This window comes from Streptomyces sp. H27-D2 (assembly GCF_035828615.1).
In the GTDB taxonomy this organism is placed as follows: domain Bacteria; phylum Actinomycetota; class Actinomycetes; order Streptomycetales; family Streptomycetaceae; genus Streptomyces.
In genome coordinates this window covers 45,338-72,190 of record NZ_JAYMZR010000021.1, presented here as the reverse complement: position 1 = coordinate 72,190, position 26,853 = coordinate 45,338, and the positions used below count along the sequence as shown (strand labels likewise).

General features: G+C 71.8%; 22 protein-coding genes and 2 pseudogenes. 18 read left to right on the top strand and 6 right to left on the bottom strand.

Annotation, left to right across the window (positions count from 1 at the left end):
* Positions 1-12 precede the first annotated feature (12 nt).
* From dacB to folE, 6 genes are all read left to right on the top strand, one after another.
* Positions 13-1,545: a D-alanyl-D-alanine carboxypeptidase/D-alanyl-D-alanine endopeptidase gene (gene dacB, locus QMK28_RS11410; protein WP_326436963.1), complete on the top strand. Its 1,533-nt coding sequence runs from the start codon at positions 13-15 to the stop codon at positions 1,543-1,545.
* A gap of 543 nt (positions 1,546-2,088) precedes the next feature.
* Positions 2,089-3,240 carry a zinc-dependent metalloprotease gene (locus tag QMK28_RS11405; protein WP_326436962.1) on the top strand — a complete coding sequence of 384 codons (1,152 nt, stop codon included), beginning with the start codon at positions 2,089-2,091 and terminating at the stop codon, positions 3,238-3,240.
* Between the two features lie 179 nt (positions 3,241-3,419).
* The gene (gene tilS, locus QMK28_RS11400; RefSeq protein ID WP_326436961.1) at positions 3,420-4,583 is read left to right on the top strand and encodes a tRNA lysidine(34) synthetase TilS; all 1,164 of its coding nucleotides are present in this window, start codon (positions 3,420-3,422) and stop codon (positions 4,581-4,583) included.
* 38 nt (positions 4,584-4,621) lie between these two features.
* On the top strand, positions 4,622-5,161 hold the full coding sequence (gene hpt, locus QMK28_RS11395; RefSeq protein WP_326436974.1) for a hypoxanthine phosphoribosyltransferase: 540 nt from the start codon (positions 4,622-4,624) through the stop codon (positions 5,159-5,161).
* Positions 5,162-5,370: 209 nt separating this feature from the next.
* On the top strand, positions 5,371-7,413 hold the full coding sequence (gene ftsH, locus QMK28_RS11390) for an ATP-dependent zinc metalloprotease FtsH (RefSeq protein ID WP_326436960.1): 2,043 nt from the start codon (positions 5,371-5,373) through the stop codon (positions 7,411-7,413).
* A 122-nt stretch (positions 7,414-7,535) separates the two neighbouring features.
* Positions 7,536-8,168, top strand: a complete 633-nt coding sequence (folE, locus tag QMK28_RS11385) for a GTP cyclohydrolase I FolE (protein WP_326436959.1) — start codon at positions 7,536-7,538, stop codon at positions 8,166-8,168.
* Between the two features lie 229 nt (positions 8,169-8,397).
* Here folE and QMK28_RS11380 read toward each other — a convergent pair whose 3' ends face one another.
* A complete protein-coding gene (locus QMK28_RS11380; protein ID WP_326436958.1) occupies positions 8,398-9,516 on the bottom strand; it encodes an alpha/beta hydrolase in 1,119 nt (372 codons plus the stop codon).
* Between the two features lie 145 nt (positions 9,517-9,661).
* Between QMK28_RS11380 and QMK28_RS11375 the strand changes: the two genes are divergently transcribed.
* From QMK28_RS11375 to QMK28_RS11350, 6 genes are all read left to right on the top strand, one after another.
* Positions 9,662-11,560 carry a phosphatidylglycerol lysyltransferase domain-containing protein gene (locus QMK28_RS11375; RefSeq protein WP_326436957.1) on the top strand — a complete coding sequence of 633 codons (1,899 nt, stop codon included), beginning with the start codon at positions 9,662-9,664 and terminating at the stop codon, positions 11,558-11,560.
* Positions 11,561-11,711: 151 nt separating this feature from the next.
* Positions 11,712-12,644, top strand: coding sequence for a dihydropteroate synthase (gene folP / locus QMK28_RS11370; RefSeq protein ID WP_326436956.1), 933 nt, complete (start codon positions 11,712-11,714; stop codon positions 12,642-12,644).
* Complete coding sequence (locus tag QMK28_RS11365; RefSeq protein WP_326436955.1) at positions 12,641-13,081, top strand: nuclear transport factor 2 family protein; 441 nt, start codon at positions 12,641-12,643, stop codon at positions 13,079-13,081. Before folP ends, QMK28_RS11365 begins: the two co-directional genes overlap by 4 nt.
* Positions 13,082-13,366: 285 nt before the next feature.
* Positions 13,367-13,726 carry a dihydroneopterin aldolase gene (gene folB / locus QMK28_RS11360; RefSeq protein ID WP_326436954.1) on the top strand — a complete coding sequence of 120 codons (360 nt, stop codon included), beginning with the start codon at positions 13,367-13,369 and terminating at the stop codon, positions 13,724-13,726.
* On the top strand, positions 13,723-14,319 hold the full coding sequence (folK, locus tag QMK28_RS11355) for a 2-amino-4-hydroxy-6-hydroxymethyldihydropteridine diphosphokinase (RefSeq protein ID WP_326436953.1): 597 nt from the start codon (positions 13,723-13,725) through the stop codon (positions 14,317-14,319). Before folB ends, folK begins: the two co-directional genes overlap by 4 nt.
* Before the next feature lie 83 nt (positions 14,320-14,402).
* Positions 14,403-14,885: a DUF3180 domain-containing protein gene (locus QMK28_RS11350; protein WP_326436952.1), complete on the top strand. Its 483-nt coding sequence runs from the start codon at positions 14,403-14,405 to the stop codon at positions 14,883-14,885.
* A 215-nt stretch (positions 14,886-15,100) separates the two neighbouring features.
* Here the strand turns inward: QMK28_RS11350 and QMK28_RS11345 are convergent, their stop codons facing one another.
* Positions 15,101-16,270, bottom strand: a complete 1,170-nt coding sequence (locus QMK28_RS11345; RefSeq protein ID WP_326436951.1) for an ABC transporter ATP-binding protein — start codon at positions 16,268-16,270, stop codon at positions 15,101-15,103.
* 159 nt (positions 16,271-16,429) lie between these two features.
* On the opposite strand from QMK28_RS11345, the gene QMK28_RS11340 reads away from it, so the two are divergent.
* From QMK28_RS11340 to QMK28_RS11325, 4 genes are all read left to right on the top strand, one after another.
* A complete protein-coding gene (locus QMK28_RS11340; protein WP_326436950.1) occupies positions 16,430-17,191 on the top strand; it encodes an ABC transporter permease in 762 nt (253 codons plus the stop codon).
* Between the two features lie 3 nt (positions 17,192-17,194).
* A complete protein-coding gene (locus tag QMK28_RS11335) occupies positions 17,195-17,944 on the top strand; it encodes an ABC transporter permease (RefSeq protein WP_326436949.1) in 750 nt (249 codons plus the stop codon).
* Between the two features lie 51 nt (positions 17,945-17,995).
* Positions 17,996-18,979 carry an ABC transporter substrate-binding protein gene (locus QMK28_RS11330; protein ID WP_326436948.1) on the top strand — a complete coding sequence of 328 codons (984 nt, stop codon included), beginning with the start codon at positions 17,996-17,998 and terminating at the stop codon, positions 18,977-18,979.
* Positions 18,980-19,227: 248 nt separating this feature from the next.
* Entirely contained in the window at positions 19,228-20,445 is a 1,218-nt protein-coding gene (locus tag QMK28_RS11325) for a hypothetical protein (RefSeq protein WP_326436947.1), read from the top strand.
* A gap of 86 nt (positions 20,446-20,531) precedes the next feature.
* Here the strand turns inward: QMK28_RS11325 and QMK28_RS11320 are convergent, their stop codons facing one another.
* The 3 genes and pseudogenes from QMK28_RS11320 to QMK28_RS11310 all read right to left on the bottom strand — a co-directional run.
* Positions 20,532-21,683, bottom strand: a complete 1,152-nt coding sequence (locus QMK28_RS11320) for an NADH-quinone oxidoreductase subunit D (protein ID WP_326436946.1) — start codon at positions 21,681-21,683, stop codon at positions 20,532-20,534.
* Positions 21,680-22,651 (bottom strand): annotated as a pseudogene (locus tag QMK28_RS11315) (SAM-dependent methyltransferase); the annotation flags it as partial. The pseudogene QMK28_RS11315 and the gene QMK28_RS11320, both read right to left, overlap by 4 nt.
* Before the next feature lie 375 nt (positions 22,652-23,026).
* Positions 23,027-23,290 (bottom strand): annotated as a pseudogene (locus tag QMK28_RS11310) (SAM-dependent methyltransferase); the annotation flags it as partial.
* A 117-nt stretch (positions 23,291-23,407) separates the two neighbouring features.
* On the opposite strand from QMK28_RS11310, the gene QMK28_RS11305 reads away from it, so the two are divergent.
* Complete coding sequence (locus QMK28_RS11305) at positions 23,408-24,607, top strand: sensor histidine kinase (protein ID WP_326436945.1); 1,200 nt, start codon at positions 23,408-23,410, stop codon at positions 24,605-24,607.
* A 142-nt stretch (positions 24,608-24,749) separates the two neighbouring features.
* Positions 24,750-25,427: a response regulator transcription factor gene (locus QMK28_RS11300; RefSeq protein WP_326436944.1), complete on the top strand. Its 678-nt coding sequence runs from the start codon at positions 24,750-24,752 to the stop codon at positions 25,425-25,427.
* Between the two features lie 48 nt (positions 25,428-25,475).
* Here QMK28_RS11300 and QMK28_RS11295 read toward each other — a convergent pair whose 3' ends face one another.
* Entirely contained in the window at positions 25,476-26,780 is a 1,305-nt protein-coding gene (locus QMK28_RS11295; RefSeq protein ID WP_443050666.1) for a threonine aldolase family protein, read from the bottom strand.
* Positions 26,781-26,853: the final 73 nt, after the last annotated feature.

Genomic DNA, 26,853 nt, shown 5'->3' with positions numbered 1-26,853 from the left:
TCATGGCGGTTTGTGCGGCAATTCGGTTCGCGACAGACACGTCGAACGCAGCAGACGTGGCAGCTGGTCGCGGGCTCCGCCGTAGTCGGTCTCGCGGTCGCTGCCGGGGCGGTGACCGCGGCCGGTCCGTGGGACTCGGGCCAGCGTACGGCGGAGCGGGGGCGCGCCGCCGCCCAAGAGCTCGCGCGTGGCGGGCATCACGATGTGGCGCCCCTGCCGCGCCCCGCGCCCAGCGCCGCCGAGGTGCTCGCGCCGCTCGAATCGGGCTCCGACGGCTCCGACAGTTCCGCGGACCGCCCCGATCCGGGCAGCACGGGGGACCCCATGCGCTCCCGGAGCGCGGAGACCGACGCGATCCCGCCGCCCACCGCTCCGGGCCTCGCGGACGCCCTCGCGCCGCTCCTCAAGGCCCCGGCGCTCGGGCCGGTGCGCACCGCGTCCGTGGTGGACGCCGCCACCGGCGGCGAGCTGTTCGGCGCGCGGCAGGACGAGGCCGCGACACCCGCCTCGACGATCAAGCTCGCGACGGCGGTGGCCGCGCTCTCCGCGCTGGGCCCGGACCACCGCATCGACACGACGGTCGTCTCGGCCCCCGGCGAGAAGCGGGAGATCATTCTCGTCGGCGCCGGCGACCCCACGCTGACCGCACACGCCGACGCCGAGGGCGCGGCCGACCTGCGCGCACTCGCCGACGACACCGCCCGGAAGCTCAAGAAGCGCGGCGCCACGAAGGTCAAGCTGGGCTACGACGCCTCGCTCTACTCGGGTCCCGCGGTGCACCCGCTGGGCCCGAACGAGAACCTCGCGCCGGTCAGCGCCCTGATGGCCGACGAGGCCCGGCTCGACGACAGCGGCCACGGCCCGGCGGCGCGCGCCGAGAAGCCCGCTCCGTCCGCCGCGCACAGCTTCGCGGATCTGCTGCGCGACCGCGGCATCAAGATCAAGAGCGACCCGAGCCCGCAGCGCCCGCCGAAAGACGCGCGCCGGCTGGCCCGTACCCGCTCGTTGCCGCTGTCCGCGCTGGTCGAGCGGATGCTGACGCACAGCGACAACGACATCGCCGAGGCCCTGGCCCGCCGCACGGCGATCGCCACCGGCCACCCGGCGAGCTTCTCCGGCGCGGGGAAGGCCGTACGCAAGCAGCTCAAGAAGCTCCGGCTGCCCCTCGACGGAGCGCGTTTCGAGGACGGCAGCGGCCTCAACCGCGCGGACAAGGCCCCCGCGTCCCTGCTCACCCAACTCCTGGCCCGCGCCGCCGACCCCGACCACCCCGAGCTGCGGCCGATCCTCACCGGCCTGCCGGTAGCCGGCTTCAGCGGCACGCTGCGCGACCGCTACCGCGACAAGGACTCCGTGGGAGTGGGCGTGGTCCGCGCGAAGACCGGCACCCTCACCGGCGTGAACACCCTCGCCGGCACGGTGGTGGACGCCGACGGCCGCCTCCTGGTCTTCGCCTTCATGACCAACGGAACCAGCGACCCGCACGGAGCCCAGCAAGCACTGGACCGGATGGCCTCAGCGGTAGCGAACTGCGGCTGCCGCTGAACCGATCGAAAGGCTGCCCGCTTGGCGGGGCGGGGCGCGACTCAACGAAGGGGCGGGGCCGACCCACGAAGGGCCCCCGAGGGCGCGACGAGACGGGAGCCGTGGCCCGGCCCACGAACCGCCCCCGGGGCGCGACTCAACGCGAGGTGTCGGGCCCCCGGAACCGTTTCATGGGCCGGCCCCGGGGTCGCGACTCAACGGGAGGGGGTGGGGCCGGAGGGGCGGTAGGTCCTGGACGCTGTCGTGTATTTGTGGGCCGCCAGGCCCGTAAATATACGGTCCAGGACCTACCGCCCCGCAGGCCCCGCCCCCGTCACCAACGTCCCACCGACGCCCCAGGACGACCCGCACCGCCGCCTCCCAACGCCTCCCGCCGCCTCCCAACGCCGCCGCACCGCCGTCGCGACGCCGCCGCACCGCCGTCCCAACGCCGCCGCACCGCCGCCGCGAGGCCACCGCTGACGCCGCCGCAAGGCCACCGCCCCACCGAGAAACGCCCCCGTTCGCTACCCCGCCGCCCAGCGCGACACGTACGGTGAAGCAATGACGAGCATCGGTGGTGCGGAGATGGTCGACTGGAATCTCGCGGTTGCGACCGCGACCCGGCTGGTACGGCCTGGCCCCGAGGTGACGAGGGACGAGGCGCGAGCCATCGTCGCCGAGCTGCGCAGGCACGCGAAGTCCTCGGAGGAGCATGTGCGGGCGTTCACCCGCATGGCACCCCCGGGAATCGCCGGCGGCGAATACGTCGCGGCGGAGCACGACACCCCTGTCCTCGTCGTGGACCGGGCGGGCTGGGTGAAGGCGAACGTCGCGGGCTTCCGCGAGGTGCTCAGGCCGCTGCTGGACAAGATGCAGGAGCGCCGCTCGGGCCCCGGCGGGGCCATGCTCGGGGCGGTCGGCGGGAAGGTCACCGGCGTTGAGCTGGGGATGCTGCTGTCGTTCCTGGCTTCGCGGGTGCTCGGCCAGTACGAGACGTTCGCGCCGGCGACCCGCGACCTGCCGGCGGGCAGTGGTGGCGCGGGGGGCGGCAGGCTGCTGCTGGTGGCTCCGAACATCGTGCACGTCGAGCGTGAACTCGACGTGGACCCGCACGACTTCCGGCTGTGGGTGTGCCTGCACGAGGAGACGCACCGGACTCAGTTCACCGCCGTCCCGTGGCTGCGCGACCACATCGAGGGCGAGATCCAGTCGTTCCTCAGCGAGACCGAGATCGACCCCGGGACCCTCCTCGAACGTTTTCGCGAGGCGGCCCAGTCGTTGACGGGCAACCGGCCCGACGACGCGGAGGACGGCGGCCGGAGTCTGGTCGAACTGGTGCAGACGCCGGCCCAGCGGGAGATCCTCGGCCGGCTGACCGCCGTGATGTCGCTGCTCGAAGGGCACGCGGACTTCGTGATGGACGGCGTCGGCCCGGACGTGGTCGCCTCCGTCGCCGAGATCCGGGAGAAGTTCCAGCAGCGCAGGGCCAAGGGCGCGGGCCGGCTGGACCAGGCGCTGCGCAGGCTGCTGGGCCTCGACGCGAAGCTGCGGCAGTACCGGGACGGGGAGCGGTTCGTACGGGCGGTGGTCGAGGACGTCGGCATGGACGGGTTCAATCGCGTCTGGACTTCTCCGAACACGCTGCCGACCAAGGCGGAGATCGCCAAACCGGCGGACTGGGTCGCGCGGGTGCACCGTAAGACAGATTCCTGACAGGGATGCGCCCGATGGCACGACAACGCACCAGCAATCACCCATCCGAGGGACCGTGAGGCGGGGGTAGGCGTGCGATGCTCGGGGAACGACTCGCCTCTGTCACCATCGAGGCACGCAGCGTGACGAAATGTCATGCGGCCCCGAGGCACTCCCCCTTTCAGTGATGGGAAACGGACATGGGTCCCAATCCAGCGGTCGCCGCGATACGCCTGGCGGTCCGCCGCGTACTCCACGACGTACTCACCCAGGCCGGCTCGGCCGCCCCGCCCCGCCGCCCCGCCGCCGGTCGCACCATCGATCGCCTCGGCCCTGACTCCAGCTCTGACTACTACAGCCCTGATGGCGGCCCTGACCCCCTCGACGCCGACCGCCTCGCCCTCGCCCGGCACGGCGACCAGCCCCTCGTACTCGTCGCGTGCAGCGGCGGCGCCGACTCGATGGCGCTGGCGTCCGCGCTCGCCTTCGAAGCGCCCAAGCTCGGCATCCGGGCCGGCGGCGTGACCGTGGACCACCGGCTGCAGCCCGGCTCCGACCTGCGGGCCGCCGAGGTCGTCAACCGGCTCCGCGCGCTGCGGCTCGATCCGGTCGACGTCGTCGCGGTGGACGTCGGCAGGTCGGGCGGCCCCGAGGCCGCCGCCCGTGACGCCCGTTACGCCGCCCTCGACGAGGCCGCGGAGCGGCACGGCGCCGCCGCCGTGCTGCTCGGTCACACCCGCGACGACCAGGCCGAGACCGTGCTGCTCGGCCTGGCCCGCGGCTCCGGCACCCGCTCGCTGTCCGGGATGGCGGCGGTGTCCAGCGGCGCGGGCGGAGCGGGCCAGGGCAGCGCCGCCTCGGTGGGCCGCTATCGCAGGCCGTTCCTCCAGCTGGACCGGCAGACGGCCCGCAAGGCATGCCTGGTGCAGTCACTGCCGGTCTGGGAGGACCCGCACAACACCGATCCGGTCTACACCCGCTCCCGGGTCAGGCACGAAGCCCTGCCCACCCTGGAGAAGGCGCTCGGCAAGGGCGTCGTCGAGGCGCTGGCCAGAACCGCGCAGCTGTCCAGGGACGACGCCGACGCCCTGGACGACTGGGCGCGCCGGGCGGACCCCACCGTCCGGGACGAGCGCGGCGACCTCGACGCCGCCAAGCTGTACGCGCTGCCGCCCGCCGTCCGCCGCCGGGTGCTGCGCCGCGCGGCCATCACGGCGGGCTCGCCCGCCGGTTCGCTGTTCGCCCGGCACATCGAGGAGATCGACCGCCTGATCACCGACTGGAGGGGGCAGGGGGCCATCAACCTGCCCGGCCGGGTGGAGGTCCGTCGCCGGTGTGGCAGTCTGGTCATTCGGCAGGGCTAGCTGGATCGAACGAGAGTGACGCGGTGGACGACAAGGACATGGGCACCGACCTACAGTCGGTGCTCATCACCAAGGCAGAGATCGACGCCAAACTGGCCGAGCTGGCAGCCAAGATCGACGCGGAGTACGCGGGCAGGGACCTGCTCGTGGTCGGCGTGCTCAAGGGCGCGGTGATGGTGATGGCGGACCTCTCGCGGGCGCTGTCCACCCCGGTCACGATGGACTGGATGGCGGTGTCGTCGTACGGCGCCGGAACCAAGTCCTCCGGCGTGGTGCGGATCCTCAAGGACCTCGACACCGACATCGCCGGCCGGGACGTGCTGATCGTCGAGGACATCATCGACTCCGGCCTGACGCTGTCCTGGCTGCTGTCGAACCTCAGCTCGCGCAAGCCGGCCTCGATCAACGTGTGCACGCTGCTGCGCAAGCCTGAAGCGGCCAAGGTCGATATCGACGTGAAGTGGGTCGGTTTCGACATTCCCAATGAATTCGTCGTCGGCTACGGGCTCGACTACTCCGAGAAGTACCGCAATCTGCCGTTTGTCGGCACGCTCGCGCCGCACGTCTACGGCGGCTGAACCCGGGAACCCTCACCCGTTTCCCACCGTTGAAGGTTGGGAAGGCGGGTTTGTTGACCGTCCACGGCGGCGTCGGGTGACAATGCTGGGGTACCGTCCGAAGGTCAGGCCTCCCAGAGGCCGGTAATAGACCGTATGCACAGGCAGCCCCTGATGGGTTGCCGTGCCTCACTGTGGCAGGAGGGACGGGGTGCTTGCGCCCCGTATCGATGGACGTGAAGCGATACTTCCGTGGGCCGGTCATGTGGATCGTGCTGGCCGTCCTCGCCGTGGTCGTGTTGATGCAGGTCGTCGGCTCGTCCGGCGGCTACAAGACGGTCGACACCGGTGAGGTCATCAAATCGATCTCAGACAACAGGATCAAGTCCGCCGAGCTCACTACCGGCGACGAAGCCAAGATCAAGGTTGAGCTCAAGGGCGACTTCAAGGTCAAGGGCAGCAACAAGATCCAGTCCAGCTACATCGGCGACCAGGGCGCCAAGCTGGCCAACGATCTGCAGGCGAAGTACCAGGACGGCAAGGTCTCCGACGGTTACACCGTCTCGCCGTCCAAGCAGAACCCGTTCGTCGGGATCCTGCTCTCGCTGCTGCCGTTCGTCCTCATCGTCGTCGTCTTCCTGTTTCTGATGAATCAGATGCAGGGCGGCGGCTCCCGAGTCATGCAGTTCGGGAAGTCCAAGGCCAAGCTCATCACCAAGGACACCCCCAAGACGACCTTCACCGATGTGGCGGGGGCCGACGAGGCGGTCGAGGAGCTCCACGAGATCAAGGAGTTCCTCCAGGAGCCGGCGAAGTTCCAGGCCGTCGGCGCCAAGATCCCCAAGGGTGTCCTGCTGTACGGCCCGCCCGGCACGGGCAAGACGCTGCTCGCTCGCGCTGTCGCGGGTGAGGCGGGCGTTCCGTTCTACTCGATCTCCGGTTCCGACTTCGTCGAGATGTTCGTCGGCGTCGGCGCCTCCCGAGTGCGCGACCTCTTCGAGCAGGCCAAGGCGAACGCCCCGGCCATCGTCTTCGTCGACGAGATCGACGCCGTCGGCCGGCACCGCGGCGCCGGCATGGGCGGCGGTCACGACGAGCGCGAGCAGACGCTCAACCAGCTGCTCGTCGAGATGGACGGCTTCGACGTGAAGGGCGGCGTCATTCTGATCGCCGCCACGAACCGGCCGGACATCCTCGACCCGGCGCTGCTGCGTCCGGGCCGCTTCGACCGGCAGATCGCGGTCGACCGGCCCGACCTGCTGGGCCGGCTGGCGATCCTCAAGGTGCACGCGAAGGGCAAGCCGGTCACGCCGGAGGTCGACCTCCGGGCCGTCGCCCGTCGTACGCCGGGCTTCACCGGCGCCGACCTCGCGAACGTGCTGAACGAGGCCGCGCTGCTGACCGCCCGTGGCAACAAGAAGCTGGTCGACAACCACTCCTTGGACGAGGCGATCGACCGTGTCGTGGCCGGACCGCAGAAGCGGACCCGGATCATGAGCGAGAAGGAAAAGAAGATCACCGCGTACCACGAGGGCGGACACGCCCTGGTCGCGGCGGCCTCTCCGAACAGCGACCCGGTGCACAAGGTCACCATCCTGGCCCGCGGGCGCGCCCTCGGCTACACGATGGTGCTCCCGGACGAGGACAAGTACTCGACCACGCGCAACGAGATGCTGGACCAGCTCGCGTACATGATGGGCGGCCGTGCGGCCGAGGAACTCGTGTTCCACGACCCCACGACGGGCGCCTCGAACGACATCGAGAAGGCCACCACCACGGCCCGCGCGATGGTCACCCAGTACGGCATGACCGAGCGTCTCGGTGCGATCAAGTTCGGCCAGGACGGCGCGGAGCCGTTCCTCGGCCGTGACATGGGTCACCAGCGCGACTACTCGGAAGAGGTCGCCGCGCTGGTCGACGAAGAGGTCAAGAAGCTCATCGAGACCGCGCACAACGAGGCGTGGGAGATCCTGGTCGAGAACCGCGACGTTCTCGACAACCTGGTGCTGGCCCTCCTGGAACGGGAGACGCTGAACAAGGATGAGATCGCCGAGGTCTTCAAGACCATCGTGAAGCGCCCGGCCCGCCCGGCGTGGACCGGTTCCTCGCGTCGTACGCCGTCGTCCCGCCCGCCGGTGCTCTCCCCCAAGGAGCTCACGCTGACCAACGGCTCGCAGCCCGCGGTCACGGCCGGAACGACGGACCTCGCGCCCGGAACGGGCACACCGACGGAGACGGTGGAGCTTCCCGAGGAGCCCCGCAGCGACAGCTGATTCACCGAGCTGATCCCGGGAGCCACACAGGCCCCGGAATGGATGCCGCGCCATCAGGGTTTTAGCCTGGTGGCGCGGCATTCCGCATGTGCGCGTGTTCAGGTACGAGGAACGAGGCTTCCATGACCGACCCTTCCCCTGCCTCCGGCGGGGCGACTCCCACCCCGTTGGACGGCGAAGGCACCATCGGCGTGTTCGACGAGAAGCGGGCGCAGGACGCGGTGCGCGAGCTCCTCATCGCGGTCGGCGAGGACCCGGACCGGGAGGGCCTGCGGGAGACGCCGGGGCGGGTGGCGCGCGCCTACCGGGAGATATTCGCGGGGTTGTGGCAGCGGCCGGAGGACGTCCTGACGACGACCTTCGACCTGGGCCACGACGAGATGGTCCTGGTGAAGGACATCGAGGTGATGAGCTCCTGCGAGCACCACCTGGTGCCGTTCGTCGGGGTCGCCCACGTCGGCTACATCCCGTCCGCCGACGGCAAGATCACCGGTCTGTCCAAGCTGGCCAGGCTGGTGGACGTGTTCGCCCGCCGCCCGCAGGTCCAGGAGCGGCTGACCACCCAGATCGCCGAATCGCTGATGGAGATACTGGAGCCGCGCGGTGTGATCGTCGTGATCGAGTGCGAGCACATGTGCATGACGATGCGCGGGGTCCGCAAGCCCGGCGCCAAGACGATCACCTCGGCCGTGCGCGGCCAGCTCCGCGACCCGGCGACCCGCTCCGAGGCGATGAGCCTGATCATCGGCCGCTGAGGCGGGTACGACGGGGCCGGGGCGGGGCGCGAGCTCTTGGAGCGGGGCCCCGGCCGGGCGTGACCGGCTGCGGTCACCGGCGGACCGGGCGGTCACCGGCTGCCGTCACCGGTCGGCGTCCACCGGCGGACCGGGCCGTCACCGGCTGCCGTCACCGGCTGCCGTCACCGGCTGCCGTCACCGGCTGCCGTCACCGGCTGCCGTCACCGGCTGCCGTCACCGGCTGCCGTCACCGGCTGTGGAGGTGGGCGCCCATCCAGGTGAGGGTCGCCGGGACCTCGCGGCTCCAGGTGTTGAAGTTGTGGCCGCCGCTGTCGAGGATGACCGACGAGATCGTGGTGGGGGACTTCACCTTCTTCATGAAGTCCATCGTCGACCGGTAGTTCTTCTCGCCGTGCCTGCTGCTGGTGACCAGCAGCGAGACGGGCGGCGCGGGCAGGTGGTCGAGCCGCCACATCAGGTCGTTCTCGCGGGCGAGCTGCGGGTCGCCGCCGAACAGGTCGCCGGTCGTGGAGTCGATCGGGGCCTTGTAGTAGCCGGAGAGCGAGGCGGCGGCCGAGTAGGACTCGGGGTGGCGCATGGCGAGCTTGAGGGCGCAGTAGCCGCCCGTCGAGTCGCCCATGATCCCCCAGCTACGGGCCTTGTCGCCGATCCGGTAGTGGCCGGACATCGCTTTGCGCAGGTCCTGGGTGAAGAACGTCTCGGTCTGCGGCCCGCCGGGGACGTCCATGCACTCGGTGTCGCGGGGCGGGGCGAGGGTCGGCCGCATCATCACCAGGATCGTCGGCTGCATCCGGCCGGCCTTCGCGATGCCGTGCGCCCGCTCGGGGAACTTCAGCCCCTTGATCAGGGCCTCGGCGGTGCCCGGGTAGCCGGTCAGGACCACCGCGACGGGGAAGGCGCGGGTCTTGTAGCGCGGCTGGAAGTACTCGGGCGGCAGATAGACGTACGCCGGGGCGGCGATCCGCGACCGTACGCCCTCGACTTGCACCTTTTCGATCTTGCCGCCGATAGTGGGCGCACCGCCGCCGGTCACGGCGACGCGCTGTGTGCCGGTCACCTTCAGCTGGGTACCGTTGGGGCGGGTGTGGTGGTCGACCACCACACCCGGCTGGTTCTCCTGGCCGAGGAGATCGGCCCACGAGGCGTAGAAGCCGAAGGAGTAATTGGCGGCGAGCCCGAGGGCGGCGATCAGCGAGAGCTGGGTCGCGAGCAGTACGCCGACGCGGCCCAACACCGCGGGCGCGCTGCGCCGGGCGAGCCGCGGCCAGAGCCAAACGGTCAGGGCGAACAGCAGCACTGCCAGTACGGCAGCCAGCAGCAGAACCTTCTTGCTGGTGAGGCCCATGACGATCTTTCTGAAAGGCGGACCGGTGGCCGATGCCGCAAAGGGAACCCCGGCCGCCTTATTGCCGTCCTACAGGACGCGAATTGTCCGGATACTGCTGCCTACGGGCGCAAGATCTCTCGACGTGACGGGGCGACGGGTACAGATGTCTGTCAGGGTAGATGACGAAAAGTCCGAAACGGTTCCCAGGGAACCGGGATGGCTGCGCCGTCTGATGCGAGGGCCCAGAGCGGTTATTGTCCCCTCTCTCGTCGGGACGGCTTGCACGGTCATCGGATTGCTGGACGTCGCCGCCGGCGTTTTCCCGCGCTTTCGGCACAGCCGGATGCACGCCGTCGCCGAGGTGCTGCCCGGCGCGGTCAGCCCGCTGGCCGCCGCCGCCTCGATCGTCGTCGGCCTGATCCTGCTGCTGCTGGCCCACGGCCTCAAGCGGCACAAGCGGCGCGCCTGGGGCGCGGCCGTGGCCCTGCTGCCGCTGGGAGCCGCCGCGCAGTTGCTCTACCGGCACTCGGTGGGCGGCGTGCTGCTGTCGCTGCTGCTGATGGCCTTCCTCGTGCGGCACCGGCGGGAGTTCGCCGCGCTGCCCGACCCGCGCAGCCGCTGGAAGGCGCTGGGCAACTTCGTGGTGCTGGGCGGCGTGAGCGTCGCGCTCGGCCTGGTGATCGTCAACACACACCCCGGCCGGATCATCGGCCACCCCTCGCTGCTGTCCCGGCTGGAGCATGTGCTGTGGGGGCTGTTCGGCTTCGAGGGGCCGATCGGCTACCGGGGCACGGTGGGCGACACCGTCGGCTACTCACTGGGCGCGCTCGGCCTGCTGACCGTGGCGACCACGGCCTACCTGGCTTTCCGCCCCGAACATCCCGCCGCCCGGCTCACCGCCGACGACGAGGACCGGCTGCGCGGACTGCTCGCCAAGCACGGGGCGCGTGACTCGCTCGGCCACTTCGCGCTGCGCCGCGACAAGGGCGCGGTCTTCTCGCCCAGCGGCAAGGCGGCCGTCTGCTACCGGGTCGTCTCCGGCGTGATGCTCGCCAGCGGCGACCCCATAGGGGACGTGGAGGCATGGCCGGGCGCGATCGAACGCTTCATGGAGGAGGCACGGGCGCACTCCTGGACCCCCGCCGTCATGGGGTGCAGTGAGACCGGCGGCGAGGTGTGGACCCGCGAGACCGGCCTGGACGCGCTGGAGGTGGGCGACGAGGCGATCGTCGACGTCGCGGACTTCACCATGTCGGGCCGCGCGATGCGCAACGTACGGCAGATGGTCAAGCGGATCGAGCGCAACGGCTACACGACCCAGGTGCGCCGGGCCGACGAGATCGGCCCGGAGGAGATGGCCCGCATCCGGCGCGCCTCCGACGCCTGGCGCGGCACCGACACCGAGCGCGGCTTCTCGATGGCGCTGGGCCGGATCGGCGACGCGGCGGACGGCGACGCGGTGATCGCCACCGCCCACCGGAGCGACGCGGACGCCCCCGCCGGCACGGCGGCTCCGGGGGGCGCGCAGAGCCCGGCGAGCGCGGTCGCAGGCCCGTACGGAGACCTGCACGCCGTCCTGCACTTCGTGCCGTGGGGCGCGGACGGCATGTCGCTGGAACTGATGCGACGGGACCGGGCCGCCGACCCCGGGATGAACGAGCTGTTGATCGTCGCGTCGCTCCAGGCCGCGCCCCGGCTCGGGGTGCAGCGGGTGTCGCTGAACTTCGCGATGTTCCGCTCCGCGCTCGCCCGCGGCGAGCGGCTGGGGGCCGGGCCGGTGCTGCGCGGCTGGCGCGGGCTGCTGGTCTTCCTGTCCCGCTGGTTCCAGATCGAGTCGCTGTACAAGTTCAACGCGAAGTTCCAGCCGCGCTGGGAGCCGCGCTTCGTGGTGTTCCGCAACACTCGCGACCTGCCCCGGATCGGCTTCGCCGCGATGCAGGCCGAGGGCTTTCTCACGCTCGCGCTGCCCCGGCTGCTGGGCCGGGGGCGCACGCCGAAGGCGCGACGGCCCTGCGCGCACGCCGGTCCCGTACGGGTCGCCGAAGTCGAGCGGATCGCCTGACGCGGGTCGCCCGACAGGGCGCTGGACGGCGCTCCAACGGCTCTGGACAGCCCCGGACGCCACCGGCGGGGACCGGGCGGCGCGGAGCGCGGCGTCCGGCGGCTACGGCTCCGGCAACGGAGCACCACCGGACACGGCCTAGGCTGGTGGCATGAGTACGTTGCGCGGCCGGGTGGCCGGTCTGCCGGAGTGGGACCGCTGTGCGGTGATGGGGGTCGTGAACGTCACGCCCGATTCCTTCTCCGACGGCGGCCAGTGGTTCGATGGCGAGCTGGCGGTGAAGCACGGCCTGGACCTGGTGAACGCCGGCGCGGACCTGGTCGACGTGGGCGGTGAATCGACCAGGCCCGGCGCGCTGCGGGTCGATGAGGCCGAGGAACTGCGCCGGGTCGTGCCGGTCGTCCGGGAGCTGGCCGCGGCGGGCGCCGTGGTCAGCGTCGACACCATGCGGGCAGCCGTCGCCGAACAGGCGATCGCGGCCGGGGCGGTGCTGGTCAACGATGTGAGCGGCGGTTCGGCGGACCCGGCCATGGTGCCGGCGGTGGCCGCGGCCGGGGTGCCGTTCGTGGTGATGCACTGGCGGGGCCAGAGCATCGACATGAACCACCGGGCCCACTACACGGACGTCGTCGCCGAAGTCGTCGCCGAGCTGCGCGCGAGCGTGGACCGGGCGGTGGCCGGCGGCATCGCGCTGGAGCGGATCGTCGTCGACCCGGGCCTGGGCTTCGCGAAGACCGCGGACCACGACCTGGCACTGCTCGCGGGCCTCGCCGAGCTGCGCCGCGAGCTGGCCCGGCCGCTGCTGGTGGCCGCGTCGCGCAAGCGCTTCCTCGGCCGGGTGCTCGCCGGTGACCAGGGCGCCCCGCCGCCCGCGCGGGAGCGGGACGCGGCGACCGCCGCCGTCTCGGCCATCGCGGCGCGCGAGGGCGCGTGGGCGGTACGGGTGCACGAGGTGGGCGCGAGCGCGGACGGGGTGCGGGTGGCGCGGGCCGTCGAGGGCGCCGCTGCCGGTTCCGTACAGCCTGCTGGTTCCGTCCGTCCTGCCGGTTCCGTACCTCCTGTTGGTTCTGCGGGGGTCGTGTGACGCCTCGTACGGACATAGAGCAGGTCGAGCTGGCGAACACGGCACTGTACGAGGCGATGGAGCAGGGCGACGCGGAGGCCATGGACGAGCTGTGGCTCGACGGCCAGGTCAGCTGTGTTCACCCGGGCTGGCCGGTGCTGCGCGGTCGCGGCGAAGTGCTGCGCTCGTACGCGCTGATCATGGCGAACACCGAGTACATTCAGTTCTTCCTGACGGACGTGGAGATCGACGTGGTGGGCGACACCGCGCTGGTCACCTGCACCGAGAACATCCTGAGCGGCGGCCCGGCCGAGGACGACGGCGCGGTGGGGCCGCTGATCGGCCAGCTCGTCGTGGCGACGAATGTGTTCCGGCGGGCCGATTCGGGCGACTGGAAGGTGTGGGCGCACCACGGCTCGCCTGTCCTGGCGGACGGCGCGGACGAGGACGAGGACTGACCTCGCGGAGTCGGCGCGGAGGTCGGCGCGGGATTCAGCACAGCCGGCGCGAAGTGTGGTGGACCACTCGTTCGAGGCACTGAGTGCCCGGGTAGGGAGTGGGGAGCGGTGGCGCGGGTAGGCGCGACTTTCGGGACGCGCGGCTCTAGCAGCAGTCCGGCCCGGTGTCCATAGCATCTTTGGGCGGGCACCGTCGGTGCTCGCAGGTAGATTCGACAGCAGGGCGGTGTCTCGGCCGAGGCCGGAGCGTGCCCGCACATCCGATGACCAGTGGGAGTGATTCGCGTGGATCGTGTCGCGCTGCGTGGCCTCAAGGCCCGCGGAAATCACGGGGTTTTCCCCCGGGAGCGCGAGGAGGGTCAGACCTTCATCGTGGATCTGGTGCTGGGTCTGGACACCCGGCCCGCAGCGGCCGACGACGACCTGGCGAAGACCGTGCACTACGGCGTGGTGGCGGAAGAGGTCGTGGACGTCGTACGGGGCGAGCCGGTCGACCTGATCGAGACGCTCGCGGAGCGGATCGCCGACCAGTGCCTCAAGCATGACGCGGTGATGGAGGTCGAGGTGGTCGTGCACAAGCCGGACGCCCCGATCACCGTCCCGTTCGACGACGTGACCATTACGATCACCCGGAGCCGAGTATGACCCCGCGTAGCGACCCGACCGTGCAGCCCGTCCCCGCCTCCGTGGTGAAGCAGGTGGACGACGCCGATGTCACGCTGAGCAACCCGAAACGGGCCGTGATCTCGCTCGGCAGCAATCTCGGCAACCGCCTGGAGACGCTGCAAGGTGCGATCGACGCGCTGGAGGACACCCCCGGCCTGCGGGTCAAGGCGGTGTCCCCGGTGTACGAGACGGAGCCGTGGGGTGTCGAGACGGGCTCGCAGCCCCTGTATTTCAACGCCGTGGTGCTGATCAAGACCACCTTGCCGCCGAACTCGCTGCTGGAGCGCGGGCACGCGATCGAGGAGGCGTTCGAGCGGGTCCGTGACGAGCGCTGGGGGCCGCGGACGATCGACGTCGACATCCTGGCGTACCAGGACGTCCTCTCCGACGACCCGGTGCTGACGCTGCCGCACCCGCGGGTCCATGAGCGCGCCTTCGTACTGGTGCCGTGGCTCGACGTGGACCCGGAGGCCGAGGTTCCCGGCCGCGGCAAGGTCGCCGAGCTGCTGGCCGGCGTCGGCAGCGTGGGCGTGGCCGCGCGGGCGGATCTGGAACTCAGGCTCCCCGAGTAATCGTTAGGCTCAGCGAGTCCGTACGACACCCGGGTGTCTTGCCGCACGGGTGTGTCTTCGCGTTGTGAGGGGCGATTGAGTCAGTGAAGCAGCTTCGGGTCGGGGTCCTGTTCGGGCTGTTCGCCGTGGCCGGGGTGCTCTCCTGGGCGGGCGCCCGGCTGTGGGACTCGCTGGGCACGCTGCCGCGGGTGCCGGTCGCGGCGCCCATCGTGCTGGCGCTGATCGCCGTGGTGCTGGCGGCGACCGCGCTGTCGCTGCGCGCCCGGCTGAAGGCGCAGCGCGAGCGGCGGCCCGGCGCGAAGGGCGTCGATCCGCTGCTCGCGGCGCGGGCGGTCGTCTTCGGGCAGGCCAGCGCCCTGGTGGCGTCGCTGGTGGCCGGGGTGTACGGCGGCACGGGCCTGTTCCTGCTGCTCGACGGCCTGGAGCTGGAGGCCCGCAAGAGCCAGGCGATCTACGCGGGGGCGTCGGTGCTGGCCGGTGTCGGGGTGGTGGTCGCGGCGTTCTTCCTGGAGCGCGTGTGCAAGCTTCCCGACGACGAGGACCCGGCGAGCGCGGCCCGCGCTTGAACCCCGAGCCGCCGCCGCGCCATCGCCCGTCCGGGCAGGACAGCTCACGTACGGCCCGCACGGCTCGGTTCACCGGCCCGCGTCGTCAGGGCTGTCCTCAATCTCCCCCGGACTCCGTCCGGGAGGCGCCCCCAACGGGCTGAAAATTCAGCCCGTCCGGCGATTGAGGACACCCGTCCACCGGCCGACCGGTCAACCATTGCCGCCGCCGCGCGCTAAGCGCCCGGCACCGTATCCAGCTCGATCTCCGCGCGAGAAGCGCCCCGCGCGTCCGCGTCGATGGAGCGGCGCAGTGCCTCATGCAGCCGGGCCGGGGTGAGGACGCCCAGGAAGTGTTCGCCGTCGGCTCCGTCCAGGACGGCGATCCAGCCCGCGTCGTGCTGGAGCATCGTGCTGAACGCCTGCTTGAGCGACGATCCGATCGGCAGCCACGCCTCCATCCGGCGGGCGTGCCGGCGGACCGTCCCCGTCGCGCCGGCGGCGAGGGCGTCGGCGGCGACCCAGCCGTGCAGACGGTCGTCGTCGTCCAGCACGACCGACCAGGGCGCCGATTCCGCGGTCATCCGGGCCTTCGCCCTGGCGACCGGGTCGTCGAGGTGGACGACCGGCGGCTGCACCAGGTCGCTGGATTCGATCGGGGTCACGGACAGCCGCTTGAGGCCGCGGTCCGCGCCGACGAAGTCGGCCACGTACGGCGTCGCGGGGGCGCCCAGGACCATGGCCGGCGGGGCGAACTGCTCGATGCGGCCCTCGCCGTAGACGGCGATGCGGTCGCCGAGCCGGACCGCTTCCTCGATGTCGTGGGTGACGAAGAGCACAGTCTTACGGACCTGGGACTGCAACCGGAGGAATTCGTTCTGCAGGTGCTCGCGGACCACCGGGTCGACCGCGCCGAACGGCTCGTCCATCAGCAGCACGGGCGGGTCTGCGGCGAGCGCGCGGGCGACGCCGACGCGCTGGCGCTGGCCGCCGGAGAGCTGGTCGGGGTAGCGGTCGCCGTATACGGACGGGTCGAGTCCGACCAGGTCGAGCAGCTCGGTGGCGCGGTCGCGGGCCTTCTTGCGCTGCCAGCCCAGCAGATGCGGGACGGTGGCGGTGTTCTCCAGGACCGTCTTGTGCGGGAAGAGCCCGACCTGCTGGATCACATAGCCGATCCGGCGGCGCAGCTCCACCGGGTCGATCGCGGAGATGTCCTCCTCACCGAGCAGGATCCGGCCGGAGGTGGGCTCGATCAGCCGGTTCACCATCTTCATGGTGGTGGTCTTGCCACAGCCGGACGGTCCGACGAGCGTGACCAACTCGCCCTCCGCCACCTCGAAGGACAGGTCGTCCACGGCGGTGGTGCCGTCGGGGTAGCGCTTGGTGACGTGCTCGAATCGGATCATGATTCCTCATTGTGGCCGATGCTCTGTGAACGAGATGTTGCGGCCGTGTGGCGCGTCGGAGCGATTGTCACTGCTCGGGGATAGGGTCGCCAGGCATTGGACACGATGGCCGTTTCGCACTGGGGCGGCGGGCGCCAGGGGCGGGGGAGGCGGACGGGCGTGAGCGAGCAGAGTTGCCTGACGGCGAACGACTGGATCTGTGCGGAATTCGTCCGGACGCGCAGTCAGGAGCTGACCGACGCGACCGTTCAGCACATCGGGATCACGCTGGCCTCGGTCGCGATCGGGCTGCTGATCGCCTTTCCGCTGGCCCTGGTGGCGCGGCGCTGGCGGGGCGCGGCCGGGCCGGTGCTCGGGCTGACGACGATTCTCTACACCGTCCCCTCGCTCGCGATGTTCGCGCTGCTGATGCCGGTCTTCGGCGTCTCGGCCTCCGTGGTGGTGACGGGCCTGGTGCTCTATTCGCTGACGATCCTGGTGCGGAACATCCTGGCGGGCCTGGAGTCGGTGCCCGCTGACGTGCGGGAAGCCGCGCAGGGCATGGGGTACGGGCCGGCCCGGCTGCTGTTCGGCGTCGAGCTGCCGCTCGCGCTGCCCGCGCTGATGGCCGGGCTGCGGATCGCGACGGTCTCGACGGTCGCGATGACGACGGTCGGGGCGATCGTCGGCTACGGCGGCCTCGGCAATCTCATCGACGACGGCATGCAGGGCTTTTTCAAGGCGGAAGTGCTGACGGCCTCGGTGATCTGCGTGCTGCTGGCGGTGCTGGCCGATGTCTTGCTGCTCGGCCTCCAGCGGCTGCTGACGCCCTGGACGCGCGCCCGGACCAGGACAACACGCCCGCGGTCCGGCACCCCGACCGGCCCCTCGACCGGCCTCTCGGCCGATTCCCCTGCCGGTCTCTCACGGAAGGCTGCCTGAGCGATGGGTACGATCACCGACGCCTGGACCTGGCTGACCACCGGCGCCAACTGGGCGGGCGAGAACGGCGTCTGGCACCGGCTGGGCGAGCATGTCTGGTTCACCGTGGCCTGCCTGGCCATCGCCTGCCTGATCGCGCTGCCGGTCGCGCTGTACCTGGGCCACATCGGCAAGGGCGGCGCGCTCGCGGTCAACATCTCGAACGCCGGGCGGGCGGTGCCGACCTTCGCGGTGCTGGTGCTGCTGACGCTCAGCCCGCTGGGCAAGCACGGCAACTGGCCGACGGTCATCGCGCTCGTGCTGTTCGCGCTGCCGCCGCTGCTGACCAACGCGTACGTCGGGATGCGGGAAGCCGACCGGGACGTGGTGGAGGCGGCTCGCGGCATGGGCATGTCGGGCTTCCAGCTGCTGCGCCGGGTCGAGCTGCCGCTCGCCTTCCCGCTGATCATGACCGGGGTGCGGTCCGCGTCGGTCCAGGTGGTGGCGACGGCGACGCTGGCCGCGCTGGCCGGCGGCGGCGGCCTCGGCCGGATCATCACGGCGGGCTTCAACACCCAGGACACCCCGCAGGTGGTGGGCGGAGCGGTGCTGGTCGCCGCACTCGCGCTGGTCGTCGAAGGGGTGCTGGTGGTCGCGGAGCGGCTGATCGACCCGATGCGGGGGCGCAGCCGCAAGGCGCGCGCGAGCCGTTCGACTCCTCCGGACCCGCAGGCGAGCCCGCGGGGAAATGTTGTGCCCCTCAAGGGCGTTTGACGACCGGTGCACTGAGCACCTGGTACCGAACTTGGCTGGATGGAGATTCCCATGAGCAGGACCTCGCGCGGAGCGCGGAGCATCAAGGCCGCGGGTGCGGCCCTGGCCGTCGCCGCGCTCGCCGCCGGGCTGACCGCCTGCGGCGGCGACAGCCTGGAGGATCAGGGCGGCGGCGACGGCGGGGGCAAAAAGGGCTCGCTGGTCATCGGATCGGCCGGTTTCACCGAGTCCACGCTGATGGCCAACCTGTACTCCAAGGTTCTCGGCGACGCCGGATACAGCACGACGATCAAGACGCTGAAGAACCGCGAACTGTATGAACCCGCCCTGGAGAAGGGGCAGATCGACGTCGTACCGGAATACGCGGCTACGGTCGCCGAATTCCTCAACGCCAAGGCGAACGGCGCGAAGACCGCGCAGAGGGTGCCCGTCGCCTCCAACGACACGGACAAGACGGTCGCCGCCCTGGAGAAGCTCGCGGAACCGCGCGGGTTGAAGGTGCTGGCGGCCGGCAAGGCCGTTGATCAGAACGCCTTCGCGGTGACCAAGAAATTCGCCGGGAAGAACAAGCTCAAGACGCTCTCGGATCTCGGCGAGTCAAAGCTCAAGATCAAGTTGGCGGCCGGTGACGAGTGCGGCATCCGGCCGTTCTGCGAGCCCGGTCTGAAGAAGACGTACGGCATCGACATCACCGGCGTCGACCCCAAGGGCGTCGGCACCGTACCGGCCAAGCAGGCGGTCAAGGACGGCACCGACCAGATGGTGCTGACCACCACCACGGACGCCACCCTGGAGGACTTCGGGCTGGTGCTGCTGGAGGATGACAAGGGCCTGCAGAACGCCGACAATGTGCTGCCCGTGGTGAATGCGAAGGACGCCGGCGACAAGGCCGTCGCAGCCGCTTTGGACAAGCTCACCCGAGTGCTGACGACCGAGGACTTGAGCACCTTGAACCGCAAGGTCGACTCCGAGCGGCAGAAGCCCGCGGATGTGGCCGCGGACTATCTCCAGTCCAAGGGACTGCTCAAGAAGTAGTCGGCCGAGTACCGGCCGAGAAGCGGTGAACTGCCAGGTGAAGCAGCCGGCGCGGCAGTTGGTGAAGTAACCGCTGGGGAACAGATTGGCGTGCGGGGTCTCGCGGGCCCCGCACGCACGGTAAGTTTTAGGCCATGCCACGTGGACGCCATCGCCATTCGCCGCCATTGCACAGGCTTCTTCCCGCAACGTCGGTCGCGTGCGCGTCAATCGCCTGCGCCGCCGCCGCTTGGCTGGTCGGCGATCCGATGCTGATCCGCGCTCTCGCCGCGGCAGCGGCCGCCGCCGCGGTCACCGGCTCGGTGCTGCTGCGCACCTGGGACCGCACCGCGGGCAAGCGCGTCGCCGAACTCACCGCCGCCCGGGTGCGCGACGAATGGAAGACCGACGAGCGGATAGCCGAGCTCGAGGTCGACCTCGAAGACTCCCGCAGGCTGCGCACCGCCCTCGACACCAAGGTGCGGGGCAAGCGCGCCGAACTGGGCAAGCTGCGCGGCGAGCACGCCGCCCTGCTGCGCCGGTACGCCACCGCCGAGACGGAGCGGGCCACCGCGCTCGAAGGACGCCGGCTGCTCGCCATCGAGGCGGCGGCCCCGGCCCGCGCACTGCCCGCGGCCATCCCGGACCGCCCGAACGGCGCCCCCACCCCGCATCTGTACCGGCAGGCCGCCGAGGCACTGCGCCACCTGGGCCGCAACGCCGGCCGCCAGGAAGTGCGGCGCACCGTCGCCGCCGCCCGTGGCTGGGACGGTGAGAAGCCGGCGGGGAAGCCCGAGGCGGCCGCGGAACTGGCGGCCCGACAGGGCCACGCCCGTACGGCCGCCGTCCAGGTCGCGGGCCGCGAGCACCGTACGGTCCCGCCGGGGGCGTCAGCGCCTACGGCGGCGGTGCCTACGGGTTCAGCCCCGACGCCTTCCGCGACGGAGGCTTCCGCCCTGGTGACGTCCGCCCGGGTGGCACCCGCCCCGACGGCCGACGCCGAGGCCGCTTCCGCCGCGCCGGTCACCCCGTACGCGCGGCAGAACCGGGCCGGAGTCCGCACCATGGGCGGCTTCGACTTCTTCGGCACCCAGCTGCCGTACCCGCAGGACCAGCAGGCTCCGCCGATCGTCCTCGCGGATGAGCGGGCCGATGAGCGGGCCGAGGGCAGGGAGCGGGACGAGCGGAGCCCGCTGAGCCCGCAGCTCGCGCGGATTCCGCGCCAGTCCGACGAGGCGCTGATCGGCGAGGATCTCGCGGACGTGGTCGGCCCTGAGGTGCTCGCCGAGCGTGAGTCGGAGCAGACGGCCGAGCACCCGGCGGAGCCGGACGTGGAGCTGGGCGCGGACCCGGAGTCCGAGCACGAGGCCGAGCACGAGGCCGAGCACGAGTCGACCAGCCCCGCCGCCGGTGCGGTCATCGACCTCACAGCGCACGACGAGACCGAGCAGATCGACGTGGCGGAACTGCGCAGCGCGATCTCCTAGCCGCCCGCGTCCGCCGTCAGCAGGCTGCCCGTAGCCCGCCCGTAGCCCGCCGAATACGCGTCGGCCGCTCGTCGGCTACTTGTCGGCTACTTGTCGATGTCTCCGACCACGAAGAAGAGCGAACCCAGGATCGCGACCATGTCGGCCACCAGCGTGCCCGGCAGCAGTTCGATGAGCGCCTGGATGTTGTTGTACGAAGCCGACCTGAGCTTGAGCCGGTACGGCGTCTTCTCGCCCTTAGAGACCAGGTAGTAGCCGTTGAGGCCGAGCGGGTTCTCGGTCCACGCGTACGTGTGGCCCTCCGGGGCCTTGAGCACCTTCGGCAGCCGCTGGTTGATCGGGCCGGGTGCGAGGTCCGCGATGCGGTCCAGGCAGGCGTCCGCGAGGGCCAGCGCGTTGTGGGTCTGGTCGAGCAGGCACTCGAAGCGCGCGAGGCAGTCGCCTTCCTCGCGGGTGACCACCTTGAGGGTGTCCTGGAGGTCGGGGTACGCGAGGTACGGCTCGTCGCGGCGCAGGTCGAAGTCGACGCCCGAGGCGCGGGCGATGGGCCCCGAGACGCCGTACGCGTGCACGGCCTCGCGGGACAGCGTGCCGACGCCGCGGGTGCGGCCGCGGAAGATCTCGTTGCCGAGGACGAGCCCGTCGTAGACGTCCATCCGGGAACGGACCTCGGACACCGCGTGCCGGGCCCGGCCGAGCCAGCCGTTGGGCAGGTCCTCCTTGAGGCCGCCGACCCGGTTGAACATGTAGTGCATCCGGCCGCCGGAGGCTTCCTCCATCACGGCCTGGAGCTCCTCGCGCTCCCGGAACGCGTGGAAGACCGGGGTGATGCCGCCGAGTTCGAGCGGGTAGGAGCCGAGGAACATCAGGTGGTTGAGCACCCGGTTCAGCTCGGCGAGCAGCGTCCGCGTCCAGACGGCGCGCTCCGGCACCTCCATGCCGATCATCCGCTCGACGGCGAGCACCACGCCCAGCTCGTTGCAGAAGGCCGACAGCCAGTCGTGGCGGTTCGCGAGCATGATGATCTGGCGGTAGTCGCGCGCCTCGAACAGCTTCTCCGCGCCGCGGTGCATATAGCCGATGACGGGTTCGGCGGAGATGACGCGTTCGCCGTCGAGCACGATGCGCAGCCGCAGCACGCCGTGCGTGGAGGGGTGCTGCGGGCCGATGTTGAGCACCATGTCGGTGCTTTCGGCCGCACCGCCGATGCCGACTGTCGTCTCGGTCGTCTGCGTCATGGGGCACAGTCTGTCAGCCGGCCGCCGGGGAGGAGCCCGATGGGGATTCCCCGCGACCGGATCAGCCAGCCGAACGCTCCCAGGCCGGACGGGTCGGTCAGTTCCGCCGCCTCGCCAGCGCCGCTGAGGGCCTGTACGTACCCGGCAGGATCGCTGGAGGCCAGCGCGAGGGGCGGGCGCGCGCCGGTCACGCCGAGGGCGTGCAGGGCGGCGCGCTGGGTGAGCAGGGCGGTGGTGTCGGGATACGGGGGCGCGGATGGGGGCGCGGATGGGGGCGCGATGCCGTGACCGTACGCCGGCGCTTGCGCGGACCCGAGCGCGGCTCCCGCCCCGCCGCGCGCGCCCGCCGCGTCTTCGGCCCGTACACCGTGAGAGCCCGACGTGCCCGACCTGCCGGACGTGCCGGACGTGCCGGACGTGCCCGACCTGCCGGACGTGCTGGACGTGCCCGCTGTGCCCGCCGTGCCGGACGTGCCCGACGCCGCGCAGGCGTCCAGGGCCACATGGGACGTGATGTCGCAGCTCCCGTCCGGCACGGGACGCACCTCGCGGCCGTCCCGGAAGCCGCTGAGGGTGCCGAAGGGCGGGCGGTCGGCGCGGGTGTGGGCGTAGTCGACCGCGACGGCCAGGCCACGGTCCAGGGCGCTCGCCGCGCGGGCCCACGCGGCATCCCGGGGGCCGCCGATCTCGGCGCGGGCCCCCGGCTCCCCCTCGATCGGCCACCACCGCCGGAGCCACTCGGCGTCCTCGGCGCGGAGCGGGCCGCCCGTTTCCTCGGCGCCGTCCGGGCGAACCAGGACGTAGCGGGGGACGCCCGAGGCGTCGGCCTCGGCGACCTCGGTGGGCACGTTGTCGAGCCACTCGTTGGCGAAGACCAGGCCCGTCACGCTGCCCGGCGCGGGCAGCCCGGCACGCCACTCGATCCGCTCGTCCAGCCCGGCGGGCCGCGCGGCGCGTTCGACCGCGCAGGGGCGGAGGCGGTACGCGAGGTGGAGGGAGGACCCGGCGGTGGGTCCTGACGCGGGCGCGGGTCCTGACGCCGATCCGGGCGCGGGCCCTGACGCCGATCCGGGCGCGGGCCCTGACGCCGATCCGGGCGCGGGCCCTGACGCCGATCCGGACGCGGGCCCCGACGCCGATCCGGACGCGGGCCCCGACGCCGATCCCGACGCGGGCCCCGACGCCGATCCCGACGCGGGACCGTCGGCCGGCGGCCCGGCGAGCCGGCCTGGGGGAGACCCGCCGGGCCGCCCGGCGGGATGGCCCGCGGCCGGACCGCCCGCCGGACCGCCCCCCGGACCGGCGGGCCGCCCGCCACCACTCCCCGCGCCCCCGGAGGATTCCCCCGCGGCCCGCCGCAAGGCGCCCAGCACGCCCGTGAGCAGCTCGCCGCCGCCCGCTCCCACGTCCACGAAGGCCAGTTCGGCGGGCTCGCCGAGCGCCGCGTCGAGACGGATGAGGAGTTCCGCCACGGCTCGCGCGTAGAGCGGCGAGGCGTGCACGGAGGTGCGGAAGTGCGCGGCGGGGCGCTCGCGCCGGTAGAAGCCCTCGGGCCCGTACAGCGCGGCTTCGGCCGCCGTTCGCCATGGTTTCGCTGTGCTCGACACCCCCGCACGCTATGCGGCCGGACTACGCCGCCTCCACCTAGCGGAGTACGCGCCGGTCACCGGTCTCGATCGTCCGGTTGACCCAGGCGCCTACTCGCCGTGCCTACGCTGGGTGACGTGCAGCGTCTCTATGATTTCTTCCGCGGGCACCCGACCGGGGTGGACACTTTCTGGGCTGTCCTCCTGCTCTGTTTCAACGGCCTGCTGATCGTCTCCGAGGCGAATGTCGGGAGCGGCGGACGCGTGGCCGTCATTCCGATCACCCTCGCGCTGTGCACCGTCGTGGCGCTGCGCCGCCGGATGCCGGAGCGGATGCTGCTGCTGACCGCCGTGACCGGGATCGCCCAGCTGCTCCTCGACGTCAAGCCGAACCCCGCCGACTTCGCGATGCTGGTGATCATCTACACCGTCGCGTCCCGCGACGTCCGCTGGGCCTCCCGGTTCGCGATGGCCGCCGGATTCATCGCGCCGGTGCTGTCCGTGATCCGCTGGCCGGACGAGGGCACGAACCCGGGCGCCAACATCATCTACTGCGTGTTCGTCACCATCCCGTTCGTCCTGGCCTGGGTGCTGGGCGACTCGGTCCGCACCCGGCGGGCCTACTACGCCCAGCTGGAGGAGCGCGCCGAGCGGCTGGAGCGGGAGCGCGAGGCCCAGTCGAAGGTCGCGGTGGCCGCCGAGCGGGCCCGGATCGCGCGCGAGCTGCACGACGTCGTGGCGCACAACGTCTCGGTGATGGTCGTGCAGGCCGACGGCGCGGCCTATGTGCTGGACGCGTCCCCCGAACAGGCCAAGCAGGCCCTGGAGACGATCTCCGGGACCGGCAGGCAGGCGCTCGCCGAGATGCGCAGGCTGCTGGGCATTCTGCGGACCGGGGAGCACGTGGAGAGCGGCGAGTACGTGCCGCAGCCCGGCGTCGAGCAGCTCGACGACCTCATCGAGCAGGTGCGCGGGGCCGGCCTCGCGGTCAGCTACCGGATCGAGGGCTCGCCGCGCCCGCTGCCCAGCGGCGTGGAGCTGACGGCGTACCGCATCGTGCAGGAAGCGCTCACCAACACCCGCAAGCACGGCGGCCCCGACGTCGGCGCGAAAGTCCGGCTCACCTACTTCGACGACGGGCTCGGCCTGCTCGTCGAGGATGATGGCCGTGGCGCGCAGCACGAGCTGTACGAGGACGGCGGCGCGGACGGCATGGGCCACGGGCTCATCGGCATGCGGGAGCGCATCGGCATGGTCGGGGGCACGCTGGACGCGGGGCCCCGTCCGGGCGGCGGCTTCCGCGTCAGCGCGCTGCTGCCGCTCAAGCCGGGGCACTGACCCGAGCCGGACGTGTGGCCCTGGCCTGGGGACACCGCGCTTCCAGCAGGCAATTTTCCGGCATTCCGGCATTCCAGCATTTCCAGCACGTCCGGCACTTCCGGCAGACGAACACTTCCGGCAGACGAAAGGGACCTCACACATGTCCATCCGAGTGATGCTCGTCGACGACCAGGTGCTATTGCGCACCGGCTTCCGGATGGTGCTGGCGGCGCAGCCCGACATGGAGGTCGTCGCCGAGGCCGGGGATGGTCTGGAGGCCATGGAGGTGCTGCGCTCCACCGCCGTCGACGTGGTGCTGATGGACGTGCGCATGCCGCGGCTCGACGGGGTCGAGACGACGCGGCGGATCTGCGACGGGCGGCCGCAGGACGCGCCCAAGGTGCTGATCCTGACCACGTTCGACCTCGACGAGTACGCCTTCTCCGCGCTCAAGGCCGGGGCCAGCGGCTTCATGCTCAAGGACGTGCCGCCGGCCGAGCTGCTGGCCGCGATCCGCTCCGTGCACAGCGGTGACGCGGTCGTCGCGCCCAGCACGACCCGCCGGCTGCTCGACCGCTTCACCCCGATGCTCCCGGCCTCCGGCGGCGAGCCGGGCCTCGCGGCGGTGGCCCGGCTGACCGAGCGCGAGCGCGAGGTGATGCTGCTCGTCGCCCAGGGTTTGTCGAACGGTGAGATCGCCGCCCGGCTGGTGCTGTCCGAGGCGACGGTGAAGACCCATGTGGGCCGCATCCTGTCCAAGCTCGGCCTGCGCGACCGGGTGCAGGCGGTGGTGCTCGCGTATGAGACGGGGCTGGTGCGGGCGGGCGGCGGGCAGTAGACGGCCCCACCGCTCCCGTACGCCGGGGGTTCCGGGTCCCGGCGGGCGTCAGTCCGTTCCGGCGACCGCCCGGACCCGGTCCAGGAACGCCGTCACCGCCTCCGCGATCTCTTCCGGCGTCCACTCCAGCGCGGAGGACGCGACGGTCACCTCGGTCACCGCCAGGCCGGGCGGCCCGGCCGGCCCCGGGTCGAACCAGCGGCGGAAGAGCGTCGTCCGGGTGTCCTCGGCCTGCCGCGTGCCGGCTTCGTTCAGCACATCGGCCGGGTAGGGCAGCCAGACCTGGAACTGGTGGGTGTGCGGTACGTCCGGCTGCAGCCGGAACCAGGGCAGCCCCGCCGCCGCGAAGGCGTCCCGCAGCGCCTCCGAGACGACCTTGGCGTGCGCCACGTAACCGGGCAGCCGGGGCAGCTCGCGGTCCAGCCCGGCCAGCGCCGCGAGGGCCGCGGGCCACTGCTGGAACAGCTGCCCGCCGTACCGGTGCCGCCACGCCCTCGCCTCTTCCACGAAGGAGGCCGGGCCCGCCAGCGCGGCGCCCGAGATCCCTTCGAGGGACTTGTAGAACGACACGTAGACGCTGTCCGCCAGCTCGGCGATCTCCGGGAGCGTGCGCTCGAAGTGAGGGGCGCACTCCCACAGCCGCGCGCCGTCGAAGTGCACCACCGCGTCGCGCTCCCGCGCCGCCTCCACCACGGCCGTCAGCTCGTCCCAGGACGGCAGCACGTAGCCCGCTTCACGCAGCGGCAGCTCCAGCACCAGCGCGCCGAACGGCTCGTCCAGGTCCCGCACCTCCTCGGCCGTCGGCAGCCGGGGCTCGGCCGTCGGGTGCACCGTGCGCAGCCCGCTGACCGCCGAGAGCGCGCCGCGCTCCGACTGCTCCGGGTGCGACTGCGGGTGCAGCGCCACCGTCGCGTTGCCCGTACGGCCCGCCCAGCAGCGCAGCGCGACCTGCTGCGCCATCGTCCCGGTCGGAAAGAAGGCCGCGTCCTCGGTCCCGAGCAGCTCCGCGACCCGCTCCTCCAGCGCGGCTACGACGCCGTCGCCGTAGATGTCCGTCCAGTCGTCGAGGTCGTACGCGTCGGGTGCCTCGGCCGTGAGCCGTGCCAGCCGCTCACGGATCGTCTGCCCCGTCGGCCCGCCCGACAGAATCCGGGTGGAACCGTGCAGGGCGGTGAACCGGCGGTGCCGGGGGTCCTCCGGGGCGTCCGCGTCCTGCGCCTCGGACTCGGGGGCGTCCGTGGCCGGCTCGCCGACTGCTGGAACGGGGACCTCCGGAACAGGGGCTTCCGGTGGGCCTGCTTCCGGTGTGCTCGCCTGCGGGGCGCCGGTCTGCTGCTCGTTCATCTCCGCCATCCGCTGATGATGGCTTACCCGGGCGGGCGGCGAGGGGGAGGGCGCACGGGCGCGTGTTCCGGGCGGCGGGGGT

Bases quoted from the DNA above. Each gene is read 5' to 3' on its own strand.
- QMK28_RS11330 (WP_326436948.1), top strand. From the start codon at position 17,996: ATGAGCAGGACCTCGCGCGGAGCGCGGAGCATCAAGGCCGCGGGTGCG.
- hpt (WP_326436974.1), top strand. From the start codon at position 4,622: ATGGGCACCGACCTACAGTCGGTGCTCATCACCAAGGCAGAGATCGAC.
- folE (WP_326436959.1), top strand. From the start codon at position 7,536: ATGACCGACCCTTCCCCTGCCTCCGGCGGGGCGACTCCCACCCCGTTG.
- QMK28_RS11405 (WP_326436962.1), top strand. From the start codon at position 2,089: ATGACGAGCATCGGTGGTGCGGAGATGGTCGACTGGAATCTCGCGGTT.
- QMK28_RS11375 (WP_326436957.1), top strand. From the start codon at position 9,662: ATGTCTGTCAGGGTAGATGACGAAAAGTCCGAAACGGTTCCCAGGGAA.
- ftsH (WP_326436960.1), top strand. From the start codon at position 5,371: ATGGACGTGAAGCGATACTTCCGTGGGCCGGTCATGTGGATCGTGCTG.
- QMK28_RS11320 (WP_326436946.1), bottom strand. From the start codon at position 21,683: ATGACGCAGACGACCGAGACGACAGTCGGCATCGGCGGTGCGGCCGAA.
- QMK28_RS11325 (WP_326436947.1), top strand. From the start codon at position 19,228: ATGCTGATCCGCGCTCTCGCCGCGGCAGCGGCCGCCGCCGCGGTCACC.
- QMK28_RS11380 (WP_326436958.1), bottom strand. From the start codon at position 9,516: ATGGGCCTCACCAGCAAGAAGGTTCTGCTGCTGGCTGCCGTACTGGCA.
- QMK28_RS11300 (WP_326436944.1), top strand. From the start codon at position 24,750: ATGTCCATCCGAGTGATGCTCGTCGACGACCAGGTGCTATTGCGCACC.
- folP (WP_326436956.1), top strand. From the start codon at position 11,712: ATGAGTACGTTGCGCGGCCGGGTGGCCGGTCTGCCGGAGTGGGACCGC.
- QMK28_RS11335 (WP_326436949.1), top strand. From the start codon at position 17,195: ATGGGTACGATCACCGACGCCTGGACCTGGCTGACCACCGGCGCCAAC.
- QMK28_RS11345 (WP_326436951.1), bottom strand. From the start codon at position 16,270: ATGATCCGATTCGAGCACGTCACCAAGCGCTACCCCGACGGCACCACC.
- folK (WP_326436953.1), top strand. From the start codon at position 13,723: ATGACCCCGCGTAGCGACCCGACCGTGCAGCCCGTCCCCGCCTCCGTG.
- QMK28_RS11295 (WP_443050666.1), bottom strand. From the start codon at position 26,780: ATGGCGGAGATGAACGAGCAGCAGACCGGCGCCCCGCAGGCGAGCACA.
- tilS (WP_326436961.1), top strand. From the start codon at position 3,420: ATGGGTCCCAATCCAGCGGTCGCCGCGATACGCCTGGCGGTCCGCCGC.